The following is a 24,128-nucleotide window of genomic DNA, read 5'->3' on the forward strand; positions in this document are numbered from 1 at the left end:
CGGAGTACAGCCATGGCCGTTCCGCGCCTTTCCGCCGCCGCCTGCGTCCTGGCCGTGGCGCTGGCCGCGCCGGCCCTGGCCACGGCCGGCGCGTGCGGTGACCTGAAGGGCCTGAAGCTCAAGGACGTGGAGATCACAGCGGCGACCACCGTGGTCCCGGCCCCCACCTGGAAGTCGCCCCAGCAGCGGCTCTACAATGGGGTAGTTTCCGCCCCCTTCTGCCGGGTCGAAGGCGTGATCGAGGGCGGCATCGGTTTCGAACTATGGCTGCCCGCGCCTGATCGCTGGACGGGCCGCTTCCTGGGGGCGGGTGTCGGCGGCGACGCCGGGATCTACAACTACGCCGACCTCGCGCGCGGGGTGGATCGCGGCTACGCCTCGGCCACCACCGATAGCGGCCACAAGATCACCGAGCCGCACTGGATGCTCGATCCCGTCAAGGTGGAGAACTACGCCCACCGCGCCGAGCACCTGATGACGGTGACCGGCAAGGCCATCACCGCGGCCTACTACGGCAAGCCCACCGCCTATTCGTACTTCATCGGCTGTTCCGGCGGCGGCCGTCAGGCGCTGAAGGAGATGCAGTCCTATCCCGACGACTATGACGGCATCGTCGCCGGGGCGCCCGGCCCCTACATGATGATCCAGTCGGCCCGGTTCATGGCCATCGCGGTGGAGGAGATGCGCCGCCCGGCCGCCGCCCTGACCGACGCCGACTGGGATCTGGTGACCACCCGCGCCGTCGCCGACTGCGACGCCAAGGACGGGGTGGCAGACGGCGTCGTCGAGCAGCCCCTGGCTTGCCGGTTCGACCTGGACGCCCTGGCCTGCGGCAAGCTGGCCGGCCGCTGCCTGACCCCGGCCCAGATCGCCATGGTGCGCTGGATCTACGCCCCCCTGAAGGATAGCGCCGGCAAGGACCTGGACTCCGGCCTGGTCCACGGGGTGCGGACGCGGCCCGGTCCGCCCTCCCCGCTGCTGCGGGCGATGTTCGCCGACGGGGCGCACAAGGACGTCAACTGGGACGCCATGACCTTCGACGTCACCCAGGACCTGGCCCTGGTGCGCCAGACCATGCCGACCCTGGGCGCCGACCAGACCGACCTGTCGGGCTTCAAGGCGGCTGGCGGTAAGTTCATCCTCTACCAGGGCTGGATGGACCCCTCGATCGGGGCCAGGCAGTCGCTGGACTATTACGGCCGCGTTCGCACGAAGATGGGCGGCCAGGCGGCCGACAGCTTCACCCGCCTGTTCCTGGCGCCCGGCGTGCTCCATTGCGGCGGCGGAGCGGGACCCGACCTGTTCGGCGGCTCGGGGCGGCCGGCGCCAGTGGATGACCCCGACCACGACCTGCTGGCCGCCATCATGGCCTGGGTGGAACAGGACCGTGCACCCGAGCGGGTCGTCGCCAGCAAGATGGTGGACGAGAAGGTGGTCCGCACCCGGCCGCTCTGCGCCTGGCCGAAGGTGGCGCGCTACAAGGGTTCCGGCAGCACGGACGAGGCGGCGAACTTCACATGCGTAAAGGCCTGATCCCCGCCGCGGCCCTCGCCGCCCTGCTGGCATCGAGCGCCCTGGCCGCCCCGCGCCACGAGACCGGGACCCTGGCGGGGGGCGCGACCTATGTAATCGACGTGCCGGACGCCTGGAATGGCGCCCTGCTGCTGTACAGCCACGGATATGCCCGAGGGCCGGCCAATCCAGCCCACAACGCCCCGAGCGAGGCGGTGAAGCCGCTGCTGCTGGCCAAGGGCTACGCCCTGGCCGGATCGTCCTTCGCCCGTCCCGGCTGGGCGCTGGAGGAGGCGGTTCCCGGCCAACTCGCCACCCTGGATGCGTTTTCCGCCACCATCGGAACGCCCAAGCGGACCCTGGCCTGGGGCTCCTCCATGGGCGCCCTGGCGACGGTCGCCCTGATCGAGCGTCACCCGGGCCGGTTCGATGGGGGGCTGCCGCTGTGCGGCTCGGTGGGCGGGGCGATCCCGATGATGAACTCCGCCTTCGACGCGGCCTTCGCCTTCAAGACCCTGCTGGCCCCCGACCTGAAGATCGTCGGTGGGGTGGATGATCGCGCTGTCGCGGAACGCGCGGCCGCCGTGGTCGCCGAGGCCCGCCAGACGCCCCAGGGCCGGGCGCGGCTGCAATTGGTGGCCGCCCTCGCACAGCTGCCCGGCGCGACCCTGGACGACCAGCTGAAGAGCTTCGTCATGGGGGTGTTCTTCCCGCGCGCCGACCAGGAACGCCGCGCCGGCGGGGTGTTCTCCTGGAACACCGGGGTCGACTATCGCCGCCAGGTGAAGGCCACCGGCAAGGGCGGCGCGATCGCGGCGGCCTATGCGCAGGCGGGCCTGGCCATCGACAAGGACGTGGCGGCCCTGAACGCCGCGCCGCGCCAGGGCGCCGATCCACAGGCGGTGGCCTATCTGACCGCCAACTACGTCCCCACCGGCGCCCTCACCCGGCCGGTCCTGACCCTGCACACCACGCACGATCCCCTGACCTCCTCGGCCAATGAGGGGACCTACGGCGCCAAGGTGGCCGCCAGGGGCAAGGGCAAGCTGCTGCGGCAGGTCTTCGTGACCCGCACCGGGCACTGCAACTTCCAGCCCGACGAGCTGCTGGCCGCCGTGCAGGTGTTGGACGGCCGCGTGACGAAGGGCGCCTGGAGCCACCTGCCAAAAGCGCCCTTCACGGCCTTCAAGCCGGAACGGCTGCTCCGGCCCTGATCAGGGCCAGTACCTCGTCGGTCGCCCGCACGTCGCCGAAGGTGCGGTAGACGTTGTGCAGGGCGGCGTTGTGGTCCTGGTCGCGGCGCGCGGCGTTGGCGTCGGCCACCATGATCACCCGCAGGCCCAGGGTGCTGGCGTCGCGTGCGGTGGATTCACAGCAGATATTGGTCAGGGTCCCGGTGATCAGCACGGTGTCGACGCCGCGCGCCTCCAGCATTGGCGGCAAGGTGGAGCGGCCGGGAAAGAAGGCGCTGGTGGCCGACTTCTCCGCCAGGACATCGCCCTCATGGACCTGGAACTCATGCCAGAGCCGCTCGGCCAGGGTCCCCTCCCCGCCGCTGGCCGCATACATCGCCGCGACCTTCTCGCCGTAGAATTCGGTGGAGGCCGGTGTCGGCGCGCTGTTGGTGGGCAGGACCCAGGCCACGGTCCCGCCGGCCGCGCGCAGGCCATCGGCGATGCGGCGGACATTGGGGACGATGCCGCGGGTGTAGGGCAGCTCGTTCAGAAAGAACGGAACCATGTCGATCACCAGCAAGGCGGTTCGCGCCGGGACGATCACCTCATAGGCATGGCGGCGGCCGCGGCGATCTTCCTGCCGGGCGTATTCGCGGGCCTCGATGTGCCAGTCGTGCAACGGCGCTTCCATATCGTCTCTCCCCGAAGGAAGGAGGCACGATTCGTCGCGACGCGAACAGAGCGCGAACATCAACTGAAATTGTGTGGAAAAACCGCCAGCACGACGGGAGAGCGATGGTACCGCCTCTCAGGCTTGAACTGAGGACCTCCGGTTCCACAAACCGGCGCTCTAACCAACTGAGCTAAGGCGGCGCATCGCGAAGGCGTGTTCTAGTCGGGCGCGGCAGCCGGATCAAGCGCGCGCGACAGCAGGCCGGCGCGAAATCTCCGGCTTCCCGCCAGGCGCTCGCCAGAGGTGAGCCGGAGGTTGAAATCGCCGGAGGATTTGGTCTCCACCTCGGCGATGGCGGCGCGGCTGACCAGGCGCGAGCGGTGGATGCGGACGAAGCCGGCCAGCCGCTGTTCCATCTGGGCCAGGGAGGCGCGGTGCAGGACGGCGTTCTCACCCGTGTGCAGTTCGACATAGTTGCCGGCCGCCTCCACCCAGCGGATGTCCCCGACCGGCAGGAAGACCCGGCGGGCGCCGTCGCGCACCTCCAGGATGTCGCCCTGCGACGCAGCCGGGGCCTGGCGGGCGCGGAACTGCCGCCAGAGAGGGTAGCAGACCAGGGCGCCGGAATAGATCAGCAGGTCCTTGCGAAGCTCGTAGGGCCAGTCCCCCAGCGGCCCCAGGGCATCATAGACGCCGCCGACGAGGCTGTAGGCGGCGCTGCGCAGCAGGCCCATGGCGACAACGTGGATCAGGGAGAAGGCCAGGCCGCCGGCGATGTGGACCGCCACCCAGGTGAAGGGCCGTTCAGGACGCGGGGGCCAGCGACGGATGAGCCACAGCATCGCCGGCAACAGGACGGCCAGGACCAGACCGCTGGACACCTCCCAGACGGTGGGCTCCCACCAGGCGACGGGCTGCCCGAAACGGGCGCGGTCGTGCAGGACGGTGAAGATGTCCACGATGATCACGCCGCCGGCGAAGAGCATGAAGAGGCCCATGAACAGCAGGTCGCCCCGCCGGTCTCTTTCCCCCTCCCCGCTTCGATCCTGCGTCCTCATGGCCCCAGCATAGCGCAAAGAAAAAGCCCCGGAGGTGAACCTCCGGGGCCAATTCGTTTTTGCAGGGGAGCCCGGAGGCTCAGCCCTTGGGAAGAACCCAACGAAGGGGAATACGAACCGTACCGCCTTCGATCGGGGCGCCGTCCAGGGTCTTCGGCTTCATCTTGAAGAGCTTGGAAGCCTTCAAGGTGGAGTCACCGAAGCCGTAGTCCGCCGGATCTTCCGAAACCACCGAGCAGTTCTCGAGCGTGCCCCTGGCGGTGACCGTGCAACTGATCGTCGCGCGGCCCTCGACGTTCATCCGCTGAGCCCGGTCCGGGAAGTACCGGGCCAGATCTTCGGCGTTGGGACGACGCGACCAGTCAGGGTTGCTGATGACCGAGGGGCGCGGAGGCGCCACGGGAGCCGGAGCCGGGGGCTTCGGTTCCTCGATCCGCTTCTCGACCGGCGGAACCGGCAGAGGGGGGATCGTCGGCATATCAGACGGCACGTTCACCGGAGGCCGCGGTTGCAGCTTGGGCGGCGGCGGCGGCGGGGTGTTCGGCGGCGGAGGCGGAGGCGGCGGCGGCGGCGGCGGGGCGGGCTTGATGATCGCCACATCCGTCACGTCGTCCGAGTATTCCTTGAACTCCGACTGGAACTTGGCCTTCCAGAGGTAAACGCCGACCACGCCGTGGACGATGACAGAGCCAATGATGGCGGCAGTCACCCCGTTGTTGCGCTTTTTACGCGGCGCATCGAAGGGGTTGTGCCCTGGGTGGGTGATGTCTTCAGCCATGCTCCACCCCTAGTTCTTGTCTTCGCCGATCAGCGCCACGCTGTAAAACCCGTTGTCCTGGAGCTGGTTCATCACGCCCATGAAGTCCCCGTAGAGGACCCCTTTGTCGGCGCGGATGAAGATCCGCTCTTTCTCCGGGTTACGCTTGTTGCCGATATTCTTCCGCAGGTCGTCACCCAGGGTCGCGATCTCAGTGGGAATGTCCCCAATGAACAAGCGACCGGATTCCTGGATGGATATGTAGACCGGCTTAGGAGGGTTGGTAGACGGCTTAGCCACCGCGTTGGGAAGTGTGACCTTCACCGTTACGGCGGCCATGGGTGCCGCCACCATGAAGATGATCAGGAGGACCAGCATGACGTCCACGAAGGGCGTCACATTGATCTCGCTGTTCGCATCCACGGCGTACCTGCCACCCCCAGAACCTGAGAGTTTGGCGCCCATGGTGCTTAGGCCCCTTTGTCGAGCTGCCGGGAGATGCCGTTCATCAGCTCAGCCACGAACCCTTCCGTACGCGCACCGTAAGCGGAGATGCGGGTCTGGAAGTAGTTGTAGAAGATAACCGACGGAATGGCGGCGAACAGACCGATGCCGGTGGCCAGCAGCGCCTCGGCGATACCGGGGGCGACGACGGCCAGGTTGGTCGTGTTGGTGTTCGCGATCCCGATGAAGGAGGTCATGATCCCGTAAACGGTGCCGAACAGACCGATGAACGGACCGGACGAACCGACCGAGGCCAGGAACTGCATGCCGCTGGAGAGACGACCACCGAGCGACGCCTGGACGGCGGCGACGGCGTTCTCGGCGCGGTGAATGACCGCGTCACGGTGAGTACCGGAAACGGCCAGGCCAGCTTGGCGCGACAGTTCGACTTCTTGGGCGGCCGCGGCGGCCATATCGGCCAGCGGATTGCCTTCGAATTCGTCTGACATGCCGATGCGGCCCATGTCGTTGATGGTCTTGGCGGTGCGGAAGGCTTCGAGGAAGCGGTCCGTTTGGCGGTTCAGAGAGCCATACTCAAGCAGCTTGGTGACCAGCAGGGTCCACGAGAAGATGGAGCAGAGCACCAGGCCGATCATGACGACCTTGACGACCGCGCCGGCGTCCATGGCCATCTGGATGACGCTGAGCTTGCCAGCGCTTTCCATTTGGGGCGGGGCAGCTTCTTCGGCCGGAGCGGCCGCGGCGACGGGAGCCGCGGCGGCGGCGTCAGTCGGAGTTGTTGCGGGAGCGGCGGCGTCAGCGGCAGGTGCGGCCGGTGCGGCGGCATCCTGCGCGAACGCCGGCGCGCTCGTCATCAGCACCAAGGCGCCGAAGAGAGCGATGAAAGGAGTCGTTCGTTTGTTGTCGAGCATCTGTCGCCAGTTCCTGATTGGTCTAGCACGTTTGGACCGAGGGTCGTCGCGCGAGAGCGTGTCCACCCCAATTGAAATTGCCCGCAGTCCCTCTCGTAACCACGAGAGAAACGACGGAGCCGCTATCGCTGCGCCCGACCCGTAACCCGTGTCGCCAGCTGGCGACGGTCGTGTTCCGGAGGCGGGAGCGACCTCGCCTGCCCCGAGGGGAAGTTGAAGTCTTACCGCTATGTTAGACGTGCGGCAGGGGTGCTTTGGCAACCCCTTTTCCAAGCGTCAAGGGGGCTTACCGCCAAGCTCAACCATACGGATGCATTGGGAGATACGGTATTGCTGCACCGCACACCGCGATCAGCAACTATTCCTGATCGTTTTTCTACTGACGGGGGAATTTATGCGCTGCATTGCAGCATTTTCGACGGAACGCCGGTCTTGAAATAACACGGTCGCCGAACGGCCCGGAGGCGCTCACGCCTGATTTTCGGTCAGGTCGCCGTACAGTTTGGCAAATGGGGGGATGGGGCTCGGGCGTCAAGGCGCCAGGCCCCGACTCGTCGGCGGAACTCGCCCGACATGGCGCGGCGGCCACAGTCGAGGGCGCCGCCACCGGTGGTATCGATGGAGGAGCGGCCAAGGCCCCCTGCCCCTACGGGACAGGAGGCCGCCAACCTAGAAGCTGTATGTGACGCCCGCGCGAACCGTGCGGCCCGGCAGGGGGGCGATGTCCTTCAGGAACGAGGCGTGCTCGCGCGCCGGCTCGTTGGTCAGGTTGCGGCCATCAAGGAAGATCCTGAAGTCCTGATCGGCCAGCGGCCGGTAGGAGACCCGGGCGCTCAGCAGGGTATAGGCGTCGGTGGGCAGCTCGAAGGCGCTGAGGCGATCCTGCTCGGCGACATGGCGGACCTCCACCTGGCCCTCCAGGCGCGGCGCGGTCCACACGACGCGTCCGGTCACGGAATAGGGCGGAATCCGCGCGGGCGGTCCCGCGTCGGTGCGGCCATGGACGTAGTCGTACGCCCCCTCGAGGGACAGCACGCCATCGCCGTGGCGCCAGACATCGTAGGTTCCCTCCAGCTCGCCACCATAGAACAGGGCGTCCGACTGGATGAAACGCACCACCGGCAGTTCGCCGGCCGGATCGAGAACCCCGGCGTCGTCCACGAAGTCGCCGGTGCGCGCCTCATCGATGAAGCCCGTATAGTCGGCGGTGTAGACGTGGGCCTCGATCTTGCCGTTGGCGCCGGTCCAGCGGAGCGTCGCCTCCAGGGATGTGACCTGTTCAGCGTCCAGGGTGGGGTCGCCGATCTCATAGGATCCCGTGCCGCCATGCGGGCCATCGGCGAAGAGCTCAAACTCGGTCGGGGCGCGGGCGTTGTGGGCCAGGCTCAGGCCCAGGAACCAGTCGCTGGCCGGTCGCCAGAAGACCGACACCGAGGCCGAGGCGTTGGTGAAGTCCTGCTTGCCCGAGGCCGCGGCCCAGTTGACGTCATATCCGGCGGCGGCGTCGCTGGTGGGGCGGCCGGTGAGATTGGCGTCCAGGGTGCGGGTGTCGATGCGCAGACCGCCCTCCACCCCCCAGGTGTCGCGGTCGAGACGCTGGAGGACGAAGGCGCCGACCTCGCTGATCTCGACCCGAGGAATGAAGGCCTCGTCGCCAAGCGCCTCGAAATCGCGCCCCAGGATCTGGAGGCCCACGGCGCCCTGCCAGCCGTCACGTTCACGCTGAACCAGCTCAAGCCGGCCCTCGGCGCCCTTTGAGAGGAAGGTGGTTCCGACCGCGCCGCCGTCGACCGCGATCTCCTGGTGCTCATAGTCGGCATAGCCCACGGAGACACGGGCCTTGTCGAAGGGACCCAGATCCAGCGCCGTCTCCCCGCGGAGGTCGTAGCGGGTCTGTTTGAGGTCAATATAGACCGGCCCCTCCTCGGGCGGCGGGCCGACCTGAACGATCTGCGCGAAGGGCACGCCATAGCTGGTCTCGGTGCGCTTGACCGAGCCGCCGATGAAGCCGCTGTCGCCGATGTACGAGGCGCCGATCCCATAGGCGGTGAGGTCTACGCCGGTATTGTGGACCACCCGGTCGGGCAGAGCCGTGACGCCGTTGACGGCTTCATACCTGGAAGAGACTGGATTGACCGGCGTGTCGTAGTCGCCGCTCTCACGACGGACCGCGTCCAAGGCCACGACCCAGGGACCTTTGCCCGCCTTCAGGCCGGCGGAGACCGAGTAGCTGTCGTCCACCGAACCATAGGAGGCGCCGACATGGCCGTCGGCCCCGCCGGTGGCCGGCGTCGAGGGCACGCGCTCGTCGAGCATATTGACCACCCCGCCGATGGCGGAGCCGCCATAGGCCAGGGTCGAAGGGCCGCGCAGAATCTCGATGCGGGACGCCTCGCCCGGATCGGAGGCCACGGCGTGGTCGGGAGATAGCGAGCTGGCGTCCACCAGGCCGACCCCGTTCTGCAGGATCATGACCCGCGGGCCTGACAGGCCGCGGATGATGGGGCGGCTCGCGCCGGGACTGTAGGAGGTGGACCTTATCCCGGGCATGCCGTTCAGCAGGTCGCCAATCCCCACCGGCGGCGCCGTGGCCAGGTGCTCCTGGGTGATGATGTTGATGTGGGTGGTGGCGCTGTCGAGGGAGACGGCATAGGGCGCGCCGGTGACCACCAGTTCCGATACCGTGGGCGCGCCAGCCTCGTCGGCCACGGCCTGACCGGCGCAGAGAGCGGACACGCCGACGGCGGCGAGGAGAAGCGTTTTGGCGCGCATGCGGAGACCCCTGGAAGCAATTCCGGAGTCCACTATGTTATATCATAACATCCCTCAAGCGATTTCCGATTAGCGGCGCGAAGAGGTTTGCCGGCGCCGCCAATTTGAGCGGACACCTTCCCCTCAATCGTCATGGCCGGGCTTGTCCCGGCCATGACGATTGATGAATCACCCCCGCCGCGCCACCCGGGTCAGGTAGTCCTTCCGGTTTAGGGGATTGTTGTCGGTGCGCGGCCGGGTCGGGATCTCGCCGCGGACCGGGCGGTAGTGATCGAAGGCCGCCTCCAGCACCCCCTCCCCTTGCGTCAGGCCGGGCAGCTGCTGTTGCAGGTCGTGGACGCGGGCCGCCGGAACTTCGCCCTCGAGCCAGCACGAGGCGCCGCGCATCTCCGGAACGCCGGGCGCCGCCCCAAGCCGGGCCAGGACCGGAAGCATGGGCCCCAGTGCGTCGGCCGGGATCTCCAGTCCAAAGTGGTGGACCGGCTCGCAGACCTGGACGCCCGCCCGCTTGAGCGCGGCCATCAGCACAAGGGGCGTAAGGTTGCGATGCTCGGACGGCGTACTTGTGGCCCAGTCCCGGTAGCGGATGCCGTGGGTCATGGTGACCTTGCAATCGGTCACCCGCCAGCCGTGCAGTCCCTGATCCAGGGTCTCGCGCACGCTCTCCTCCACCGCCTTGTGAAACGAGAGCGGCAGGGACCCGAACTCGACCTCAAGCTGGAAGTCCACGCCACTGTTCACCGGCGCCGGCTCGACCCTCAGGCCGATGGTGGCGATGAAGGGATAGGGGGCGTGCTCGATGGCCGTCCCCACGCCCACCGGTCGCTCCACGCAGATCATGCGGGTCCCGCGGAACGCCGCCTCGACGCCGTAGTCGTGGGCCAGGGTCTCGCCGATCACCTCCTTCTGCACCTCGCCATAGAGAGAGACGAACATCTCCTGGCGCACATCATCCTGGCGCAGGTTGATCAGCGGGTCCTGCTCGGCGAGCTGGGCGAGCGCGGCGTGAAGCGCCCGCCGGTCCTCGGGACGGCGGGGATAGATCACCGTCTCCAGGGTGGGCGGGGCGAAGTGGTGACGGGGGGCGCCATCTCGCCGGTCGCCGATGGCGTCGCCGATCTGGATGTCGGCCAGCCCCCACAGCTTGACGATCTGCCCGGCGACGGCGGTTTCCCTGGGGACGGCCGGCCCTCGGTCGAAGACCTGGAGGGCGGTCAGCTTGGCGCCGCCGTCCTGACCGAACGCCAACCGGTCGCGCACATGCAGGGCGCCGGAGAACAGGCGGGCATAGGCGATCTTCTCCCCGGCCGGGCCACGCTCCACCTTGAACACCGTACCGGAGACCGGCGCCTCGACGTTGCGCTCGGTGGCGGGCAGCAGGATCGCGATCGCGGCCATCAGGTCATCCACGCCCGCGCCGGTGATGGCCGAGCCCAGGAAGACGGGATGCGCCCTCCCCTGCCGCGTCTGGCGCCTCAATGCCTTGCGAAGCCGCCCATAGGACAGGCCGCCGCCGTCGAGATAGGCCGCAAGCAAGGTGTCGTCCTGTTCGGCCAGCCGTTCGCAGAGGCGCTCGGCGTCGGCGGGTCCGAAGGGCGCGAAGGCGGCGTCCCGTTCGCCGGGCCGCTCGGCTGCGCCCATGGGGACGATAGCTGGGGTCAGGCGCTCGGCGATGGCGGCCAGCACCCGATCAGGGTCCGCGCCCCGGCGGTCGATCTTGTTGATGAAGATCAGGGTGGGGATGCGCAGGCGTTGCAGGGTCCGCATCAGCACCCGCGTCTGGGCCTGGACGCCCTCCACCGCCGAGATCACCAGCACCGCGCCGTCCAGCACGCTGAGCACCCGCTCGACCTCAGCGATGAAGTCGGGGTGGCCAGGCGTGTCGATCAGGTTGACCGCGACATCGCCCACGACGAAGGAGGCCACCGCCGCCTTGATGGTGATGCCGCGCCGCCGCTCCTGATCCAGGGAGTCGGTCTGGGTGTTTCCGCCATCGACGCTGCCGATCTCGTCGATGACACCGGCCGCGTAGAGCAGCCGTTCCGTCAGGCTCGTCTTACCGGCGTCGACATGCGCCAGGATTCCCAAGTTCAAAGTCCGCATTACGCCCCATGTCCTCTTGAAGGGTCATTCCCGTCTCGATGGTCATGAAGGGTCGGCGCATGGGTCTCTCCTTGGGGCGGCTGCCTCAGAGAACAGTACAGCAGAACCCCGTTATGCGGGGCAAACGAAATGTCGGGGTCAGGGCATCCGGCCGGTGCTGGCCTCCACGACGGCCAGCGCCGTGAGGTTGACGATTCCCCGGGCCGTGACACTGGGGGGCAGCACGTGGACCGGCTTGGACATCCCCAGAAGCATCGGCCCCACCAGCAGCGCATTGGTCGAGGCCTGGAGCAGGGTCAGGCTGATATTGGCCGCGTCCAGGTTGGGCATGACCAGCAGGTTGGCCGCCCCCTTCAGCCGCGAATCGCTGACCAGCCGGTTGCGCTGGTATTCCAGCAGGGCGGCGTCGGCATGCATCTCGCCGTCCACCTCCAGCTCCGGCGCCTGGACGCGCAGCAGGGCCAGAGCCTGGCGCATCTTCCGCGCGCTGGGGGAATTGGACGCCCCGAAGCTGGAATGGGACAGCAGCGCCGCCCTGGGCTCCAGACCGAAGCCGCGCACGGTGTCGGCGGCCAGGCGGGTCATCTCGGCGATCTGTTCGGCGGTGGGATCGGGGTTCATGTGCGTGTCGCAGATGAACAGCACCCCGCCCCGGGTGATCAGGGCCGACAGCGCATGGATACGGTCGATACCGGGCCGGCGCGGGATGATCGGCATGACATAGGTCATGTGCTGCCACCAGTCGCCCGAGCCGCCGCAGAGGGCGGCGTCGACATAGCCGCTCTCCAGCAGCATGGCGGCGGTGACCGTGGGACGCCGCTCCACCCGGCGGGCGGCGGCGGCCGGCGGCGCGCCCCGGCGGCTGACCAGGTTCTGGTAGCGGGCGGTCAGGGGCGCGAAGATCTCGTGGTCCTGGTTGGGATCGAGGATCTCGATGTGGGTGTCGAGCTTCATGCGCAGGCCCAGCGCGGCGATGCGCGCCAGGATCACCTCGCGCCGACCCACCAGCACCGGCCGGGCCAGGCCCTCGTCCACCACCGTCTGCACGGCGCGCAGGACGCGGTCATCCTCGCCCTCGGCATAGGCGACCTTCTTGGTGGCCTTGCGGGCGGCGTCGAAGATCGGGCGCATCAGTTGGCCCGAGCGGTAGACGAAGCGCTCCAGCTCGGTGCGGTAGGCGGCGAAGTCGGCGATCGGCCGCCGGGCGACGCCGGTCTCCATGGCCGCCCTGGCCACGGCCGGGGCGATCTGCAGGATCAGGCGCGGGTCGAAGGGCTTGGGGATGATGTAGTCACGCCCGAACAGCGGCGCGGACCCGCCATAGGCAGCGGCCACCACCTCGGAGGCCTCGGCGCGGGCGAGCGAGGCGATGGCCTCGACGGCGGCCAGCTTCATGGCCTCGTTGATCTCGCTGGCCCCCACATCCAGGGCGCCACGGAATACGAAGGGGAAGCAGAGGACGTTGTTGACCTGATTGGGATAGTCGCTACGGCCGGTGGCGACGATGGCGTCGGGCCGGGCGGCGGCCACCAGCTCTGGCAGGATTTCCGGCTCCGGATTGGCCATGGCCAGGATCAGCGGGTTGGGCGCCAGCAGGGGCAGCCACTCGGCCTTGAAGACCCGCGGCGCTGACAACCCCAGGAAGACGTCCGCGCCCGACAGCACCTCCGGCAGGGTCCGAGCGTCTGTCTGGCGCGCATAGGCCGCCATGTTCGGCGGCATGTCGGGCTCGCGGCCCTGATAGACCACGCCCTTGATGTCGGTGAGCGTGATGTTCTCTGGCTTCAGCCCCATCAGCACCAGCAGGTCGACGCAGGCCAGGGCCGCGGCGCCGGCGCCGGAGGTCACCAGCTTGATCTCGGGGAGCGTCTTGCCCTGCAGGACGAGGGCGTTGCGGACGGCGGCGGCGCAGACGATGGCGGTGCCGTGCTGGTCGTCGTGGAACACCGGGATGTTCATCCGCGCGCGCAGGGCCCGCTCGATGGCGAAGCACTCCGGCGCCTTGATGTCTTCCAGATTGATGCCGCCGAAGGTCGGCTCCAGGGAGGCGACGATGTCCACAAAGCGGTCGGGGTCCAGCGCATCGACCTCCAGGTCGAAGACGTCGATGCCGGCGAACTTCTTGAACAGCACCGCCTTGCCCTCCATCACCGGCTTGCTCGCCAGCGGCCCGATATTGCCGAGGCCCAGGACCGCCGTGCCGTTGGAGATCACCGCCACCAGGTTGGCCCGCGCCGTCAGCTCATCAGCGGCGGACGGATCGGCGACGATGGCCTCGCAGGCCGCCGCCACGCCAGGCGAATAGGCGAGCGCCAGGTCGCGCTGGGTGTCCATGCGCTTGGTGGGCTCCACCGACAGCTTCCCCGGCCGGGGAAGGCGGTGATAGTCCAGCGCGGCCTTGCGGAAGTCGTCGTCCATGGCGGTCAGGTCTCCTGAAGAGACCTCTGGGACGATGCGGCGTCATCTTCAAGGCCATAGGGCCGAGAGCGCGTCATGATGTTCGGGAAGAAGTGGCGCCTGGGGGCGGATTCGAACCACCGCAGGTGTTTTTCGATCCGCAAGATTGCTCGAAGAACGCGCCCGGTTTTCGAAAATTGGCGCGAGCGCGTATCAGCCAACCTCCCTTCGGGGTGGAGCTTCACCGGCGGACGTGTTCTCGTTATTCATGCTTGAGCTCGTTTCGCCGCTATCTCCCAGCGAGAGCCTGGCCCGACTGCGGCAAGAAGTGGACCCTCAATGGAATCTTCTCGGCTCGAAACCCGTGATGGGTTCGACGGGTCGGTCAAATTTCAGAGGTTGCAAGCGCATCTTCTACGGCAACGCGTTCCGCACATTTGTATTCGCTGAGTTTCAAGAGTTTGGCTCAGGGAGCCGCATCTCCCTGCGATTTGGGATGAGCACCTTTACGACGATCTTCCTCACCCTTTGGTTCGCGATGGCGGCGCTGATCGGCGGCGCGATGACCATCTACGCCGTTACCGCCTATTTCCGGGGCGAGGCGCAGCCCGAGACCTGGGTCTTCATTGCCGGCCCACTGACAATTGCCGGATTTGGAATCGGGATTGTAAAATTTGGACGCTGGCTAGGCCGCAACGAGAGTGGTTTTCTCGCCGCGTTTCTCCAGACCAAACTCGAAGCGACCGAAGCTCCGGCCTCTCACCGAGGGTGAGGCTGCTCTCTACTGGTCTGGAACGAGGAAGTGGTGCCTGGGGGCGGATTCGAACCACCGACACGTGGATTTTCAATCCACTGCTCTACCAACTGAGCTACCCAGGCCCGGAGCCTTTTCCGGAGAAAAGGCTCGGAATTCTTCGTTGGAGCGCGACGGTCGCCTGAACCGGTATCCACTTCAGGCTGTCACGCTCCGTGCCCCGCCTTCGCGGGAGCCGCGTCTATAAAAGAGGGTCGGGGCGGTGTCCAGCGAGGAGCTTCAATTCCCGTCATCCTCGTCGTGGAGGCTGTCGGCTTCGTCCGGCTCCACCGGAATCGCATAGCTCCCCACCAGCCAGCGCTGCAAATCGACGTCGGAACAGCGGCGTGAACAGAAGGGCCGGTATTCCACCGAGCCGGGCTTCCTGCAGATCGGACAGGGGGCGGTGGTCATCGGACGTCGAGGCGGTCGCGGGGCCAGTCGGGGTTGGTCTCGATAACAAACCGCGCGCCGATCCGCGCCGCAAGGGTTTCGCCGTAGGGCTTGGCCGCCTGGGCCACTGAGGGCGCGCAGGTGGCGACCAGGCGTCCGCCGGGATCGCTGGCGGCGGCGGCCTCCAGGCGGCGGATCAGGCGCAGGGCCAGGGTGAGGTCCGACAGGCCCCCTGCCCCATCCCCAAGGATGTCGCGGAGCGCGCGACCGCGGCGCGGCACGGTCATCTCCATGGTGCCGAAGCGGCCCACGGGGCCGATGGCGACGCCGGGATTGTCGGGGGAAAAGGCGGTGCGGGCCGCCGTCAGCAGGGCGTTGCCGTCATGGCCACGCCCCACCAGGTCGATCACCACGATCCCCCCCAGGCCCTTCAGCCTCAGCAGACGGGCGGATTCGGCCAGCGCCGTGTGATTGGCCTGGCGGGTGACGCGCTTGACGTCCTGGCCCTTGCGCTCGCCCACATCGACGTCGATGGCCACCAGGGCGCGGGTCGGCTCGATGGCTAGGTCGCCGCCGCCGGGCAGCGGATGGATCGTCTCCAGGGCCTCGGCCTCGGCCGCGTCGGCCATGGCGCGGGCCTGACGGCCCTCAATGATCGGGGTGTCCTTGGCGAAGAAGGCGAGGTGTTCGGCGATGTCCGGCGCCGCGGTCAGCAGGCGTGGCTTGCCCTCGGCCGGGCCGATCAGGCGCACGGTGGCCAGCTTGCCGTCGCGCGGCTCGCTGCGGATCTCCACCTCGATGGCCTGGCCCTCGACGGGACGGGCGTCCGGCTTGAAGGCCATCAGGGCTTCGACACCGCCCAGATCGACGAAGGCCGAGGCGAAGGCCGGCTCCACCTTGCGCACCCGTCCCACCAGCCGGGCGCCGAGCTGGGTCAGCGGACCGTCGCCGTCACGGACGATCAGCATACGCTCCGGCGCGCCGTCCAGGGTTACCACCCCGCGGGTCTCACCGATTCCCCGGTCCAGATAGAGTTTCCGCACGCTCATGGCCGCACGTATCCCAGGCCGTTCAGCAGGTTGAGCGTCTCGTAGAGCGGCAGGCCGACCACGGCGGGATAGGAGCCCTGCAGGGACATCACGAAGCCGCCGGCCCGGCCCTGGATGGCGTAGCCGCCGGCCTTGCCGATCCCTTCGCCCGTCGCGAGGTAGGCGGTGATCTCGGCGGCGTTCAGGCGCTTGACGTGCAGGCGGCTCTCCACCAGCCGGCTGACCGCACGGCCATCCGGCGCGCGCACGGCCACGGCGGTCAGCACCTTGTGGGCGCGGCCCGACAGCAGTTCGAGGCACTTGCGGCCCTCAGCCTCTGTCTCCACCTTGGGCAGCACGCGGCGACCCACGGCCACCACCGTGTCGGCGGCCAGGACATAGGCGTCCGGTTGCTCGGCGGCGACCTTGGCCGCCTTGGCCACGGCCAGCCGCAGCGCCAGCAGGCGCGGCGTCTCGTTGGGAAGTGGGGTTTCGTCGATCTCGGCGGCCACCACGGCGTCCGGCACAAGATCGATCTGGGCCAGGAGATCGAGCCGCCTGGGGCTCGCGGAGGCCAGCACCAGGCGCGGCGTCGTCATCGGGGGGCCGTGCGCCCGCTAGCGGACGCGGAAGGTGATGCGGCCCTTGGACAGGTCGTAGGGGGTCATCTCCACCAGGACCTTGTCGCCGGCCGAAACCCGGATGCGGTTCTTGCGCATCTTGCCGGCGGTGTGGGCGATGATCTCGTGATCGTTCTCGAGCTTCACGCGGAAGGTCGCGTTGGGCAGGACTTCACTGACCGTGCCCGGAAACTCCAAAAGTTCTTCTTTAGCCATGCAGGCTCCAAATAGACGCCGATAAAAGTCGAACGGCCCACGCCTGAATCGAGGGGCGCGAGCCGTGGGAGAGGCCTCTATCATAACGCGGAGCCCGCCGCACGGTCGAATGCCACGGCTGGAAAGGGAGAGAATTGCGCCAGGACCCGGACGAACGGCCCCGATACTTCGATCTGCTGGACCTGGCGGAGCGTGATCCCGACGTGCTGGCCTTCTGGCTGACAGGGTCGCGCGGCAAGGGCCGGGAGACCGCGGCGTCGGACTATGACTGCGTGCTGATCGTGCGCGACGAGGTGTTCGACGCATGGAGCACGCGCCATGCCGGCAGGGCGCGGGCAAGGACCGATTGTTCGGTGATGACCTTGGAGGGCCTGCGCGCCCACGCCGCATGGGGACGGCCGGATGCCTGGGATCGGTACAGTTATGCTCATGTCCGCGTGCTGGTGGACCGAACTGACGGGCTCTGCCAGGAAGTGATCGACGAGAAGGCGCGCGTTCCGGCTCGCGAGATCCCGGGCTTCATCGACCAGCGCCTCGACCACTACCTCAACCAGACCTATCGGGCCCTGAAGTGCCTGTGCGATGGCCTGCCCTCGGCGGCGCGGCTGGAGGCGGCCGATGGAATCGCGCCGCTGCTGGATGCCCTCTTCGCCCTCAATGGCGGAAGACTGCGGCCATTCTACAAATATCTGGCGTGGGAGATGGCGGTCCATCCGCTCTCCTCGGGGCAAGCCTTGGCGCTCGCGGTCCCTTCTCTGCTCGGTCCGGACGCGGAGATTCTGAGAAACTTGGTGTGCGACACCGAGGCGCTGTTCCGCCCCGCAGGCCACGGCGAGGTCTTCGACGGCTGGGGCGGCGATCTCGCCTGGATGCGCGGCTAGCGCGCAAACCGCCGGGCGATATGTGCGGCGAGCGCGTCGCGCACCTCGCGATAGGCCGCCAGCCGCGCTTCGCGCGAGCCCTCCACCAGGGTGGGGTCGAAGGTCGGCCAGTACTCGATCTCGGCGGCCCGGCCCCGGGTCATCTCGACGGCCCGATGCTGGGACTCCGGCGTCAGCGAAACCACCAGGTCGAAGGAGGCGTCCTCCAGGTCATCGAAGGTCTTGGGTTTGTGATCGGCCAGGTCGACACTGAGTTCGGCCATCACCGCCTCGACGAAGGGATCCACGCCATCGGCCTCGTCCCGCTTCAGGCCGCAGCTGTCGACATAGACCCGGTCGCCCAGGGCGCGCTTCATCAGCGCCTCGGCCATGGGCGAGCGCACGCGATTGAAATTGCAGGCGAAGAGCACCGCGCCGGGCAGCGGCGAGGCGGACGGGTCAGCGGCCATGAAACCCTAGCCCCGCCAATGCAGGGCGCACATCAGGGTGAACAGCCGCCGCGCGGTGTCGAGATCGGTCTCGATCTTGCCCGCCAGCCGGGTGCGCAACAGGGTCGAGGCCTCGTTGTGCAGGCCGCGCCGGCCCATGTCCAAGGCCTCGATCTGCGAGGGCGTTGAGTTGCGAATCGCCTGGTAATAGCTCTCGCAGATCAGAAAATAGTCCTTGATCAACGGTCGGAACGGCGACAGCGACAGGATGTGGCGGCGCTCATAGCTGGGGCCCCGCACATCGAGGACCAGCCGGTTCTCCACCAGCCCCATCTTCAGGTCATAGGGACCGCCTTCGGCGCCCTCCGGATGGAAATAGTTCTCCTCCAGCAGATCGAAGATGGCGATCTGCCGCTCCTGTTCCTGGTCGCGCGAGACCGCGGCGAGGGATTCCTCGTCGATCTCCACGGTCTGCAGGCGGTGCTTGGTGCGGTCTTCGTCGGCCATGGCGGTCGAAAGGAGGAACAGGATGAGCGAGGTTTATTGCAAACCAACCCCTAACGTCATCCTCCCGATCGCGGGTGATAAAAAATCGCCCGGCGCTGGGGAGCGTCGGGCGAAGTCGGTTCGGGGAGGAACCTCAGGAAACCTTAGTAGCCGTAGGACGCGTACTGCTGGCCGACGGGCCTGGCGTAGCGGCCGCTGACATAGCCGACGCCCACGCCGTCCTGACCCACCAGGATCCAGTCGGTCCCGCGCACCCGGGCCAGGGCCTGGAAGCGCTCACCGGCGCGCAGGGAGCCGACCTTGCGGGCCGAGGTGGACGGGGCGCCGCGCAGGTTCAGATTGCTGCTGGCGGCGAAGTTCCCCCCATCCCGGACATAGGTCGCCGGGGAGATGTCCCCCGACAGGCGATAGCCGGAGTGACTGTAGGTGGACGGCTGCTGGTACGCGGGCTGCTGGCCGTAGCCGTAGGCGTTCTGGGCCTGATCGGTCCGCTGCATCTTGCAGCCGACATAGGAGCCGGTGGCCCCGCCGACCACGGCGCCGATGGCCGTGCCCGTGCCGCGGTCGTTCTTGGCCAGGTTCGAACCGGCCACCGCGCCCAGCAGGGCGCCGATCAGCGCGCCGCCGACCTGCTTGTTGCCCGGCGCGTCGCAGCCCACCACCGGGCTGAGGCGGGTCTGGGCCGAGGCGCCCGAGGCGGCGCCAACCGAGAGAGCGGCGGCCATCGTCGCAACGGCCGCGCTGCGGATCAGCTTGGAAGAGGTTTGCATGGCTTGGTCTCCGTCTTTGAATGTGTCCGAAGCCTCGTCGGCTCCGATGACCACACCCTAGAGCGTCGACCCTGAACGGGCGCCGGGACGCCCCTGTTAGCTACCGTTCAGCTTCCCGCCGCGGTCGGATCCTAGCCCTGACCTAGTCGGATCGCCGCCGAACGGGCGTGCGCCGGCAGCCCCTCGGCGTCGGCCAGGGCCACCGTCGGCGGCCCCAGGATCGCGAATGCCGCCTCATCGCACTTCACGATCGAGGTGCGCTTGATGAAGTCGTACAGCGACAGCCCCGACGAGAACCGCGCCGCCCGGCTGGTGGGCAGAACGTGGTTGGAGCCGGCCACATAGTCGCCGATCGCCTCCGGCGCGTGCCGTCCCAGGAAGATGGCGCCGGCGTGCCGCACGCGGTCGGCCAGGCGTTCCGGTTCGTCCAGGGCGAATTCGACGTGCTCTGGCGCGATCAGGTTCACCAGGCGCGGGGACTCTTCCAGCGGCGCGATGATCACCGCGCCGTGGTTCTTCAGCGAGACCCTCGCGTCCTCGTTGGTCTCCAGGCTCTTCAGCTGCTCTTCGATCTGCGCCATGACGGCGTCGGCGAAGGCTTCGTCGTCGGTGATCAGGATCGACTGCGCCGCCGGGTCGTGCTCGGCCTGCGACAGCAGGTCGGCGGCGATCCAGTCGGGCCGGCTGCCGGCGTCCGACACCACCACGATCTCCGACGGCCCGGCCAGGGCGTCGATACCCACCGTGCCGTAGACCCGGCGCTTGGCGGCGGTGACGAAGGCGTTGCCCGGTCCCACGATCTTGTCCACCGGCAGGATCGGCCCCGCGCCATAGGCCAGGGCGGCGACGGCCTGAGCCCCGCCGACCCGCCAGATCTCGGTGATCCCGGCATCCTTGGCCGCGGCCAGCACCGCCGGCTGCAGGCGCCCCGGCGGCGTCACCATGGCGATCCGCTCCACCCCTGCGGCGGCGGCCGGCACGGCGTTCATCAGCACGGTCGACGGATAGGCCGCGCGTCCGCCGGGCACGTAGATTCCCACAGCCTCCAGCGGCGTCCAGCGCCAACCCAGCTCCACCCCGGCCTCGTCCTTGAACCACTGGTCGGCGGGCCGCTGGCGCTCGTGATAGGCGCGGATACGCTTGGCGGCGAAGGCGATGGCCTCGCGCACCTCGGGCGAGCACTGGGCCGCGCCTTCCTCGATCTCCTCGGGCGTCACCCGGATGTTCTCGGCGCTGACATTGGCCCGGTCGAACTGACGGCCAAAGCGCAGCACGGCGTCCAACCCCTCGGCCCGGACCGCCAGGAGGATGTCGCGCACCAGGGTATCGACCTCTTCGGGGGTCTCACGGCGTTCGTCCACGAAGGCGGCGAAGGCGGCTTCGAAGCCGGGATCTGAAAAACGGAAACGGCGCATGGGCGCTCTTTAGCGGCGCCAGCGCCTCCGCGCTACGCCTTGTCAGGCGTCGTGGGCGGGAGTCCGCGGCGTCGGCCAGGGCGCGGAGATATCGGCCAGCACCGCGTCGATGCATTCCACGGCGATCCGCAGGTCGCCGCCGCCGGCGAAACTCAGGGTGATCGTGCCCCCTGGCGCCTCGCCGGGCTCGAAGTCCAGGGTCAGCAGTTCGATCACCGCCGACTTGGCGCCGCGCCGCAGGTTGCGCGCCTGCACCCCCAGCACCGAGCCGATCTGCAGGGCCGAACGCACGCGCTCGCCCCCCTTGCCTTCCCAGCGATACCGATTGAAGGCCACGGTGACTCGGCGCCCCCGCGCCTCCACCGCGATGTCGCCGATCTTGGCCACCGCATCCTGCAGGGCCGCGGAAATGACCGCCAGGTCCTCCGCATCTTCCGCCAGCAGGTGAAGCAGGTCGCTCATCTCAATTCCTTAGGGTCGCCCCGACGCCATCACGACGCGCCGCGGCTGAGCTCGTTCTCTAGCGGGCGGGCGGTCCGGACGGAAGGCGCGCGGCGACTTATTCCTCGTCAGCCTTGGCGGGCGCTGGCGCGCGGTCGGGAACCTTGCGCCGCCGCAGGTTGGCGCGCAGGGCCTTGGCCAGTTGCGCCTCCCGCTCGGCCGCCTTCGGTTTGCCGGATTTGTCCATATCCCAAGGGGTGCGGCGACCGGTCCGAGCCGTCAAGTTCTCTTCCGGCGCATTTAAGGCTTCACGCGGCCCTCGACGTTGGCTATAGCCCGCCCTCGCCTTTTCGCCGTTGTAGCTCAGAGGTAGAGCGCATCCTTGGTAAGGCTGAGGTCCAGGGTTCGAATCCCTGCAACGGCACCACTACAAACCCTTGCGGTGCAAGGGCTTCAGGGGGACGGAACGCACCAGCGCTCCGTCCCTTTGTCGTTTGGCGATCACCGTGACGGTTGCGATCGAACCCCTCCAAGCTATATATCCGGGTAATATTCTGACGCCTTGAGGCGCTCAGGTCGCCGAGGGGCCGATGGACGAAGCCGCCACCTTCACCGCTTTCGCCGGGCAACGGGGCCTCGCCGCGGGCTCGCTCCAGACGGTCGCCGCCGCCGCGAAAGCCGCGCACGACCAAGGCCATGAGCCCATCCTGGTCTTCGACGACGCCACCGGCCGCACGGTCGAGCTGGACTTCCGGGGCGCGCCCGCAGACGTCCTGGCGCGGCTGCCGACCCTCGACACCCCGCCCAAACCAGCCCGCGGACGTCCCAAGCTCGGCGTCACCCCTCGCGAGGTGACCCTCCTGCCCCGCCATTGGGACTGGCTGGCCCGTCAGCCCGGCGGCGCGTCGGCCGTCCTGCGCCGCCTGGTGGAACAGGCGCTCCGCGAGGGCGCCGATGACGCGCGGATGGCCCAGGAGGCCGCCCACCGCGCCATGACCACCCTGGCCGGCGACCTGCCTGACTACGAGGAGGCGATGCGGGCCTTCTACGCCAAGGACGACGCGAAGTTCGGGGCCTTGACCTCGTCGTGGCCTCAGGACGTCGGCGACTATATCCGTCGCCTGGTGGCCAGGGTGGCCGAACGCCAGGGCGCCGCCTAGCGTCCGTCCAGGGACTTCAGCCCGATCCCGGCCACGAACGCCGAGATGCCGGCCGCCAGCCACGGCGCGCTCTTCACGACCCAGTTCCAGAGGGCCGCCGCGCCCTCGATCTTGTTGCGCGCCGCCTCCAGCAGATCGACCCTGCCGACCGCGGCCTTCAGGTCCGACCGCAGGGCCTCCACCAGCTTGCCGGCCTCCTGCGCCTCGAGCCGCACCAGGCGCTCGCGCACATCATCCACCTTGGCCGTCAGGCCCTCCAGCCGGCGCGTCTGGGCGGCGACGTTTTCGCCGATTTGACGGAGGGTGAGTATCTGGGCGTTCTGCAACGCGTCGAGGGTTTGCAGACGGGACACATCCTCGCCCGTCACACCAGCCAATGCGGCCTCCTGGCCCTCAGATTGGCGGGTCAATTTCGGAAACTGCTGATGGCTTGAACCAGCTGAGCGATCTCGCCCAGGCTCGCCCCCGTCTCCCGCGTGGTCCTGTTGCTCGTCCCCGTCCCGTCCTCCACCTGTCCCTTGAACAGCGCCAGGGGCAGGCCCGAGAACATGTCGATCTGCGACGCCAGCGTGGTGATCGGCGCCTTGCGCATCTGATCGTCCACGCCCCGGATCTGAGCCCCCAGGGCGGCCTGGGTGGTGATGTCGGCCCGGTTGCTGTTGGCGCGGTCTTGGGCGGCCTGCAGCTTCATCTGGCTGTCCTGCAGGGCCAGTTGCGCATTGGCCGCCGACGCCTGCTGGCGGCGATCGGCGTCCTGGCCCGCCAGGCTGGCGCTGGTGGTGAACATCTCCGACAGCATCTGGGCCAGTCCGCTGCTGCGGGCCCGCGCCAGTTCGCCCTCGGTCTGCGACCTGGCGAGGGCCGCGCCGGAGCCGCCAAAGGCCCCCTGCCCGGCGATGGCCAGGTCCTGCGCCGCCCGCGTCCGCCCCGCATTGGCGTCGAAGTCGACGCTGGCGGCGTCGATCACCTGCTCGCGGTAGGGATTGTAGTAGGCCGACAGGTTGTCCAGCAGGCTCGCCGACCCGACGCTGGGCGCGCCACCGCTCAGCAGGCTGGAGAACCAGGCGTCGCTGCCCACCGTCTGGGCGTTCCCGCCGCGCAGCCCGCTGAGGCCCGCCGCCCCGCCCTCGGCCTGGCGCTCCAGGGCCGACACCGGCGCCACATAGTCATAGGGACTGGCGCCGCCGATCCTCTGGATCCCGAGATCCAGGCTCTGGGCCATGTTCGTCACCCATTCGGGGTTCGTGGGCGCCGTCACGGTGTGGTTCCTCGTGGTCTCGTTCGTCTTGGTCTTCTTGCCCATCAGAGCGTCCTTTGCAGTTGATGTCCGACGGCTGAGTAACCCAGCCTGCGCAGCACGCGGCTCCAGCCGGCGCGCCCGTCGATGGTGATGTGGCGGCAGCCCTGCCCTCGGGCCCAGGCCTCGAGGCCGGGCCGCAGGCTCAGGATCTCGGCCAGGTCGCCGCCCGCCAGCCAGATGTGCAGGCGGAGGACGCCGTCCTCCCAAACCCGCTGGGTGACCACGGCCGACGCCTCGCCGGCCCAGAGCTGGACCCGGCCTGAGAGGATGTCCTCCAGCAGTTGCGCCTCCGTGGCGCACTCGCCCCGCAGCGCCGGCAGCAGCCAGGCGCGGTACCGCGCCCAGCCCACCGC

At 68.4% G+C, this 24,128-nt stretch carries 26 protein-coding genes and 3 tRNA genes; 6 read left to right on the forward strand and 23 right to left on the reverse strand.

The annotated features are described in order from the left end of the window. Positions 1–12: 12 nt before the first annotated feature. Positions 13–1,533, forward strand: coding sequence for a tannase/feruloyl esterase family alpha/beta hydrolase (locus tag Q7J39_RS05305; RefSeq protein WP_304821185.1), 1,521 nt, complete (start codon positions 13–15; stop codon positions 1,531–1,533). Next, positions 1,518–2,726, forward strand: a complete 1,209-nt coding sequence (locus tag Q7J39_RS05310) for a DUF6351 family protein (protein ID WP_304821187.1) — start codon at positions 1,518–1,520, stop codon at positions 2,724–2,726. Before Q7J39_RS05305 ends, Q7J39_RS05310 begins: the two co-directional genes overlap by 16 nt. Here the strand turns inward: Q7J39_RS05310 and Q7J39_RS05315 are convergent. The 9 genes from Q7J39_RS05315 to Q7J39_RS05355 form a co-directional block, all read right to left on the reverse strand. Then, a complete protein-coding gene (locus Q7J39_RS05315) occupies positions 2,698–3,378 on the reverse strand; it encodes an isochorismatase family cysteine hydrolase (protein ID WP_304821189.1) in 681 nt (226 codons plus the stop codon). The genes Q7J39_RS05310 and Q7J39_RS05315 overlap by 29 nt on opposite strands. Positions 3,379–3,483: 105 nt before the next feature. After that, positions 3,484–3,560 (reverse strand) — tRNA-His (locus tag Q7J39_RS05320). Between the two features lie 18 nt (positions 3,561–3,578). Next, positions 3,579–4,358 carry a LytTR family DNA-binding domain-containing protein gene (locus Q7J39_RS05325; protein WP_304821191.1) on the reverse strand — a complete coding sequence of 260 codons (780 nt, stop codon included), beginning with the start codon at positions 4,356–4,358 and terminating at the stop codon, positions 3,579–3,581. Between the two features lie 139 nt (positions 4,359–4,497). Beyond that, the gene (locus Q7J39_RS05330) at positions 4,498–5,196 is read right to left on the reverse strand and encodes an energy transducer TonB (protein ID WP_304821193.1); all 699 of its coding nucleotides are present in this window, start codon (positions 5,194–5,196) and stop codon (positions 4,498–4,500) included. A 9-nt stretch (positions 5,197–5,205) separates the two neighbouring features. Beyond that, positions 5,206–5,640, reverse strand: coding sequence for a biopolymer transporter ExbD (locus tag Q7J39_RS05335; protein ID WP_304821195.1), 435 nt, complete (start codon positions 5,638–5,640; stop codon positions 5,206–5,208). Positions 5,641–5,645: 5 nt separating this feature from the next. Continuing rightward, complete coding sequence (locus Q7J39_RS05340; protein WP_304821197.1) at positions 5,646–6,551, reverse strand: MotA/TolQ/ExbB proton channel family protein; 906 nt, start codon at positions 6,549–6,551, stop codon at positions 5,646–5,648. A gap of 669 nt (positions 6,552–7,220) precedes the next feature. Then, entirely contained in the window at positions 7,221–9,323 is a 2,103-nt protein-coding gene (locus Q7J39_RS05345) for a TonB-dependent receptor (RefSeq protein WP_304821199.1), read from the reverse strand. A 168-nt stretch (positions 9,324–9,491) separates the two neighbouring features. Next, positions 9,492–11,426, reverse strand: a complete 1,935-nt coding sequence (locus Q7J39_RS05350; protein ID WP_304821201.1) for a translation factor GTPase family protein — start codon at positions 11,424–11,426, stop codon at positions 9,492–9,494. A gap of 138 nt (positions 11,427–11,564) precedes the next feature. After that, positions 11,565–13,844, reverse strand: a complete 2,280-nt coding sequence (locus Q7J39_RS05355; protein ID WP_304821203.1) for an NADP-dependent malic enzyme — start codon at positions 13,842–13,844, stop codon at positions 11,565–11,567. 145 nt (positions 13,845–13,989) lie between these two features. On the opposite strand from Q7J39_RS05355, the gene Q7J39_RS05360 reads away from it, so the two are divergent. Continuing rightward, on the forward strand, positions 13,990–14,595 hold the full coding sequence (locus tag Q7J39_RS05360) for a hypothetical protein (protein WP_304821204.1): 606 nt from the start codon (positions 13,990–13,992) through the stop codon (positions 14,593–14,595). A 31-nt stretch (positions 14,596–14,626) separates the two neighbouring features. Here the strand turns inward: Q7J39_RS05360 and Q7J39_RS05365 are convergent. The 5 genes from Q7J39_RS05365 to infA all read right to left on the reverse strand — a co-directional run bounded on the left by Q7J39_RS05365 (position 14,627) and on the right by infA (position 16,873). Beyond that, positions 14,627–14,702 (reverse strand) — tRNA-Phe (locus Q7J39_RS05365). A 154-nt stretch (positions 14,703–14,856) separates the two neighbouring features. After that, positions 14,857–15,030: a DNA gyrase inhibitor YacG gene (yacG, locus tag Q7J39_RS05370; RefSeq protein ID WP_304821206.1), complete on the reverse strand. Its 174-nt coding sequence runs from the start codon at positions 15,028–15,030 to the stop codon at positions 14,857–14,859. Beyond that, a complete protein-coding gene (locus Q7J39_RS05375; protein ID WP_304821208.1) occupies positions 15,027–16,058 on the reverse strand; it encodes a ribonuclease E/G in 1,032 nt (343 codons plus the stop codon). The genes yacG and Q7J39_RS05375 overlap by 4 nt, the downstream gene beginning before the upstream one ends. Continuing rightward, the gene (locus tag Q7J39_RS05380; protein WP_304821210.1) at positions 16,055–16,636 is read right to left on the reverse strand and encodes a nucleoside triphosphate pyrophosphatase; all 582 of its coding nucleotides are present in this window, start codon (positions 16,634–16,636) and stop codon (positions 16,055–16,057) included. The genes Q7J39_RS05375 and Q7J39_RS05380 overlap by 4 nt, the downstream gene beginning before the upstream one ends. 18 nt (positions 16,637–16,654) lie before the next feature. Beyond that, complete coding sequence (infA, locus tag Q7J39_RS05385; protein WP_215341158.1) at positions 16,655–16,873, reverse strand: translation initiation factor IF-1; 219 nt, start codon at positions 16,871–16,873, stop codon at positions 16,655–16,657. Positions 16,874–17,007: 134 nt separating this feature from the next. Here infA and Q7J39_RS05390 point away from each other — a divergent pair, with 134 nt between their 5' ends. Beyond that, the gene (locus Q7J39_RS05390; protein WP_304821213.1) at positions 17,008–17,754 is read left to right on the forward strand and encodes a nucleotidyltransferase domain-containing protein; all 747 of its coding nucleotides are present in this window, start codon (positions 17,008–17,010) and stop codon (positions 17,752–17,754) included. On the opposite strand, the gene Q7J39_RS05395 is transcribed toward Q7J39_RS05390, so the two are convergent. The 6 genes from Q7J39_RS05395 to Q7J39_RS05420 all read right to left on the reverse strand — a co-directional run bounded on the left by Q7J39_RS05395 (position 17,751) and on the right by Q7J39_RS05420 (position 21,562). Then, complete coding sequence (locus tag Q7J39_RS05395) at positions 17,751–18,203, reverse strand: low molecular weight phosphatase family protein (RefSeq protein WP_304821215.1); 453 nt, start codon at positions 18,201–18,203, stop codon at positions 17,751–17,753. The genes Q7J39_RS05390 and Q7J39_RS05395 overlap by 4 nt on opposite strands. 6 nt (positions 18,204–18,209) lie before the next feature. Beyond that, complete coding sequence (locus Q7J39_RS05400; protein ID WP_304821217.1) at positions 18,210–18,689, reverse strand: UPF0262 family protein; 480 nt, start codon at positions 18,687–18,689, stop codon at positions 18,210–18,212. A 143-nt stretch (positions 18,690–18,832) separates the two neighbouring features. Beyond that, positions 18,833–19,459 (reverse strand): SH3 domain-containing protein, encoded by a 627-nt coding sequence (locus tag Q7J39_RS05405; protein ID WP_304821219.1) that lies wholly within the window; start codon positions 19,457–19,459, stop codon positions 18,833–18,835. 131 nt (positions 19,460–19,590) lie between these two features. Further along, positions 19,591–20,874, reverse strand: a complete 1,284-nt coding sequence (hisD, locus tag Q7J39_RS05410; protein WP_304821220.1) for a histidinol dehydrogenase — start codon at positions 20,872–20,874, stop codon at positions 19,591–19,593. 42 nt (positions 20,875–20,916) lie between these two features. Then, complete coding sequence (locus Q7J39_RS05415) at positions 20,917–21,336, reverse strand: DUF2948 family protein (protein WP_304821222.1); 420 nt, start codon at positions 21,334–21,336, stop codon at positions 20,917–20,919. Between the two features lie 97 nt (positions 21,337–21,433). Then, positions 21,434–21,562, reverse strand: coding sequence for a hypothetical protein (locus tag Q7J39_RS05420; RefSeq protein ID WP_304821224.1), 129 nt, complete (start codon positions 21,560–21,562; stop codon positions 21,434–21,436). Between the two features lie 105 nt (positions 21,563–21,667). On the opposite strand from Q7J39_RS05420, the gene Q7J39_RS05425 reads away from it, so the two are divergent. Together Q7J39_RS05425 and Q7J39_RS05430 are read left to right on the forward strand one after the other, a co-directional pair. Continuing rightward, positions 21,668–21,742: transfer RNA gene (locus Q7J39_RS05425), tRNA-Thr, on the forward strand. A gap of 163 nt (positions 21,743–21,905) precedes the next feature. Then, positions 21,906–22,475, forward strand: a complete 570-nt coding sequence (locus tag Q7J39_RS05430; RefSeq protein ID WP_304821226.1) for a DUF2239 family protein — start codon at positions 21,906–21,908, stop codon at positions 22,473–22,475. On the opposite strand, the gene Q7J39_RS05435 is transcribed toward Q7J39_RS05430, so the two are convergent. Genes Q7J39_RS05435 through Q7J39_RS05445 form a run of 3 tightly spaced genes read right to left on the reverse strand, consistent with a single transcriptional unit; the run spans position 22,472 to position 24,125 of the window. Beyond that, positions 22,472–22,828: a hypothetical protein gene (locus Q7J39_RS05435; protein ID WP_304821228.1), complete on the reverse strand. Its 357-nt coding sequence runs from the start codon at positions 22,826–22,828 to the stop codon at positions 22,472–22,474. The two genes, Q7J39_RS05430 and Q7J39_RS05435, sit on opposite strands and share 4 nt — an antisense overlap. Positions 22,829–22,881: 53 nt before the next feature. Then, complete coding sequence (locus Q7J39_RS05440; RefSeq protein WP_304821230.1) at positions 22,882–23,778, reverse strand: hypothetical protein; 897 nt, start codon at positions 23,776–23,778, stop codon at positions 22,882–22,884. Continuing rightward, positions 23,778–24,125, reverse strand: coding sequence for a hypothetical protein (locus Q7J39_RS05445; protein ID WP_304821232.1), 348 nt, complete (start codon positions 24,123–24,125; stop codon positions 23,778–23,780). Before Q7J39_RS05445 ends, Q7J39_RS05440 begins: the two co-directional genes overlap by 1 nt. Positions 24,126–24,128: the final 3 nt, after the last annotated feature.

Source organism: Phenylobacterium sp. (assembly GCF_030651185.1).
GTDB lineage: Bacteria > Pseudomonadota > Alphaproteobacteria > Caulobacterales > Caulobacteraceae > Phenylobacterium.

Coding starts and splice junctions, on each gene's coding strand:
- Q7J39_RS05305 (WP_304821185.1), top strand. CDS start 13: ATGGCCGTTCCGCGCCTTTCCGCCGCCGCCTGCGTCCTGGCCGTGGCG.
- Q7J39_RS05310 (WP_304821187.1), top strand. CDS start 1,518: ATGCGTAAAGGCCTGATCCCCGCCGCGGCCCTCGCCGCCCTGCTGGCA.
- Q7J39_RS05315 (WP_304821189.1), bottom strand. CDS start 3,378: ATGGAAGCGCCGTTGCACGACTGGCACATCGAGGCCCGCGAATACGCC.
- Q7J39_RS05325 (WP_304821191.1), bottom strand. CDS start 4,358: ATGGGCCTCTTCATGCTCTTCGCCGGCGGCGTGATCATCGTGGACATC.
- Q7J39_RS05330 (WP_304821193.1), bottom strand. CDS start 5,196: ATGGCTGAAGACATCACCCACCCAGGGCACAACCCCTTCGATGCGCCG.
- Q7J39_RS05335 (WP_304821195.1), bottom strand. CDS start 5,640: ATGGGCGCCAAACTCTCAGGTTCTGGGGGTGGCAGGTACGCCGTGGAT.
- Q7J39_RS05340 (WP_304821197.1), bottom strand. CDS start 6,551: ATGCTCGACAACAAACGAACGACTCCTTTCATCGCTCTCTTCGGCGCC.
- Q7J39_RS05345 (WP_304821199.1), bottom strand. CDS start 9,323: ATGCGCGCCAAAACGCTTCTCCTCGCCGCCGTCGGCGTGTCCGCTCTC.
- Q7J39_RS05350 (WP_304821201.1), bottom strand. CDS start 11,426: ATGCGGACTTTGAACTTGGGAATCCTGGCGCATGTCGACGCCGGTAAG.
- Q7J39_RS05355 (WP_304821203.1), bottom strand. CDS start 13,844: ATGGACGACGACTTCCGCAAGGCCGCGCTGGACTATCACCGCCTTCCC.
- yacG (WP_304821206.1), bottom strand. CDS start 15,030: ATGACCACCGCCCCCTGTCCGATCTGCAGGAAGCCCGGCTCGGTGGAA.
- Q7J39_RS05375 (WP_304821208.1), bottom strand. CDS start 16,058: ATGAGCGTGCGGAAACTCTATCTGGACCGGGGAATCGGTGAGACCCGC.
- Q7J39_RS05380 (WP_304821210.1), bottom strand. CDS start 16,636: ATGACGACGCCGCGCCTGGTGCTGGCCTCCGCGAGCCCCAGGCGGCTC.
- infA (WP_215341158.1), bottom strand. CDS start 16,873: ATGGCTAAAGAAGAACTTTTGGAGTTTCCGGGCACGGTCAGTGAAGTC.
- Q7J39_RS05395 (WP_304821215.1), bottom strand. CDS start 18,203: ATGGCCGCTGACCCGTCCGCCTCGCCGCTGCCCGGCGCGGTGCTCTTC.
- Q7J39_RS05400 (WP_304821217.1), bottom strand. CDS start 18,689: ATGGCCGACGAAGACCGCACCAAGCACCGCCTGCAGACCGTGGAGATC.
- Q7J39_RS05405 (WP_304821219.1), bottom strand. CDS start 19,459: ATGCAAACCTCTTCCAAGCTGATCCGCAGCGCGGCCGTTGCGACGATG.
- hisD (WP_304821220.1), bottom strand. CDS start 20,874: ATGCGCCGTTTCCGTTTTTCAGATCCCGGCTTCGAAGCCGCCTTCGCC.
- Q7J39_RS05415 (WP_304821222.1), bottom strand. CDS start 21,336: ATGAGCGACCTGCTTCACCTGCTGGCGGAAGATGCGGAGGACCTGGCG.
- Q7J39_RS05420 (WP_304821224.1), bottom strand. CDS start 21,562: ATGGACAAATCCGGCAAACCGAAGGCGGCCGAGCGGGAGGCGCAACTG.
- Q7J39_RS05430 (WP_304821226.1), top strand. CDS start 21,906: ATGGACGAAGCCGCCACCTTCACCGCTTTCGCCGGGCAACGGGGCCTC.
- Q7J39_RS05440 (WP_304821230.1), bottom strand. CDS start 23,778: ATGGGCAAGAAGACCAAGACGAACGAGACCACGAGGAACCACACCGTG.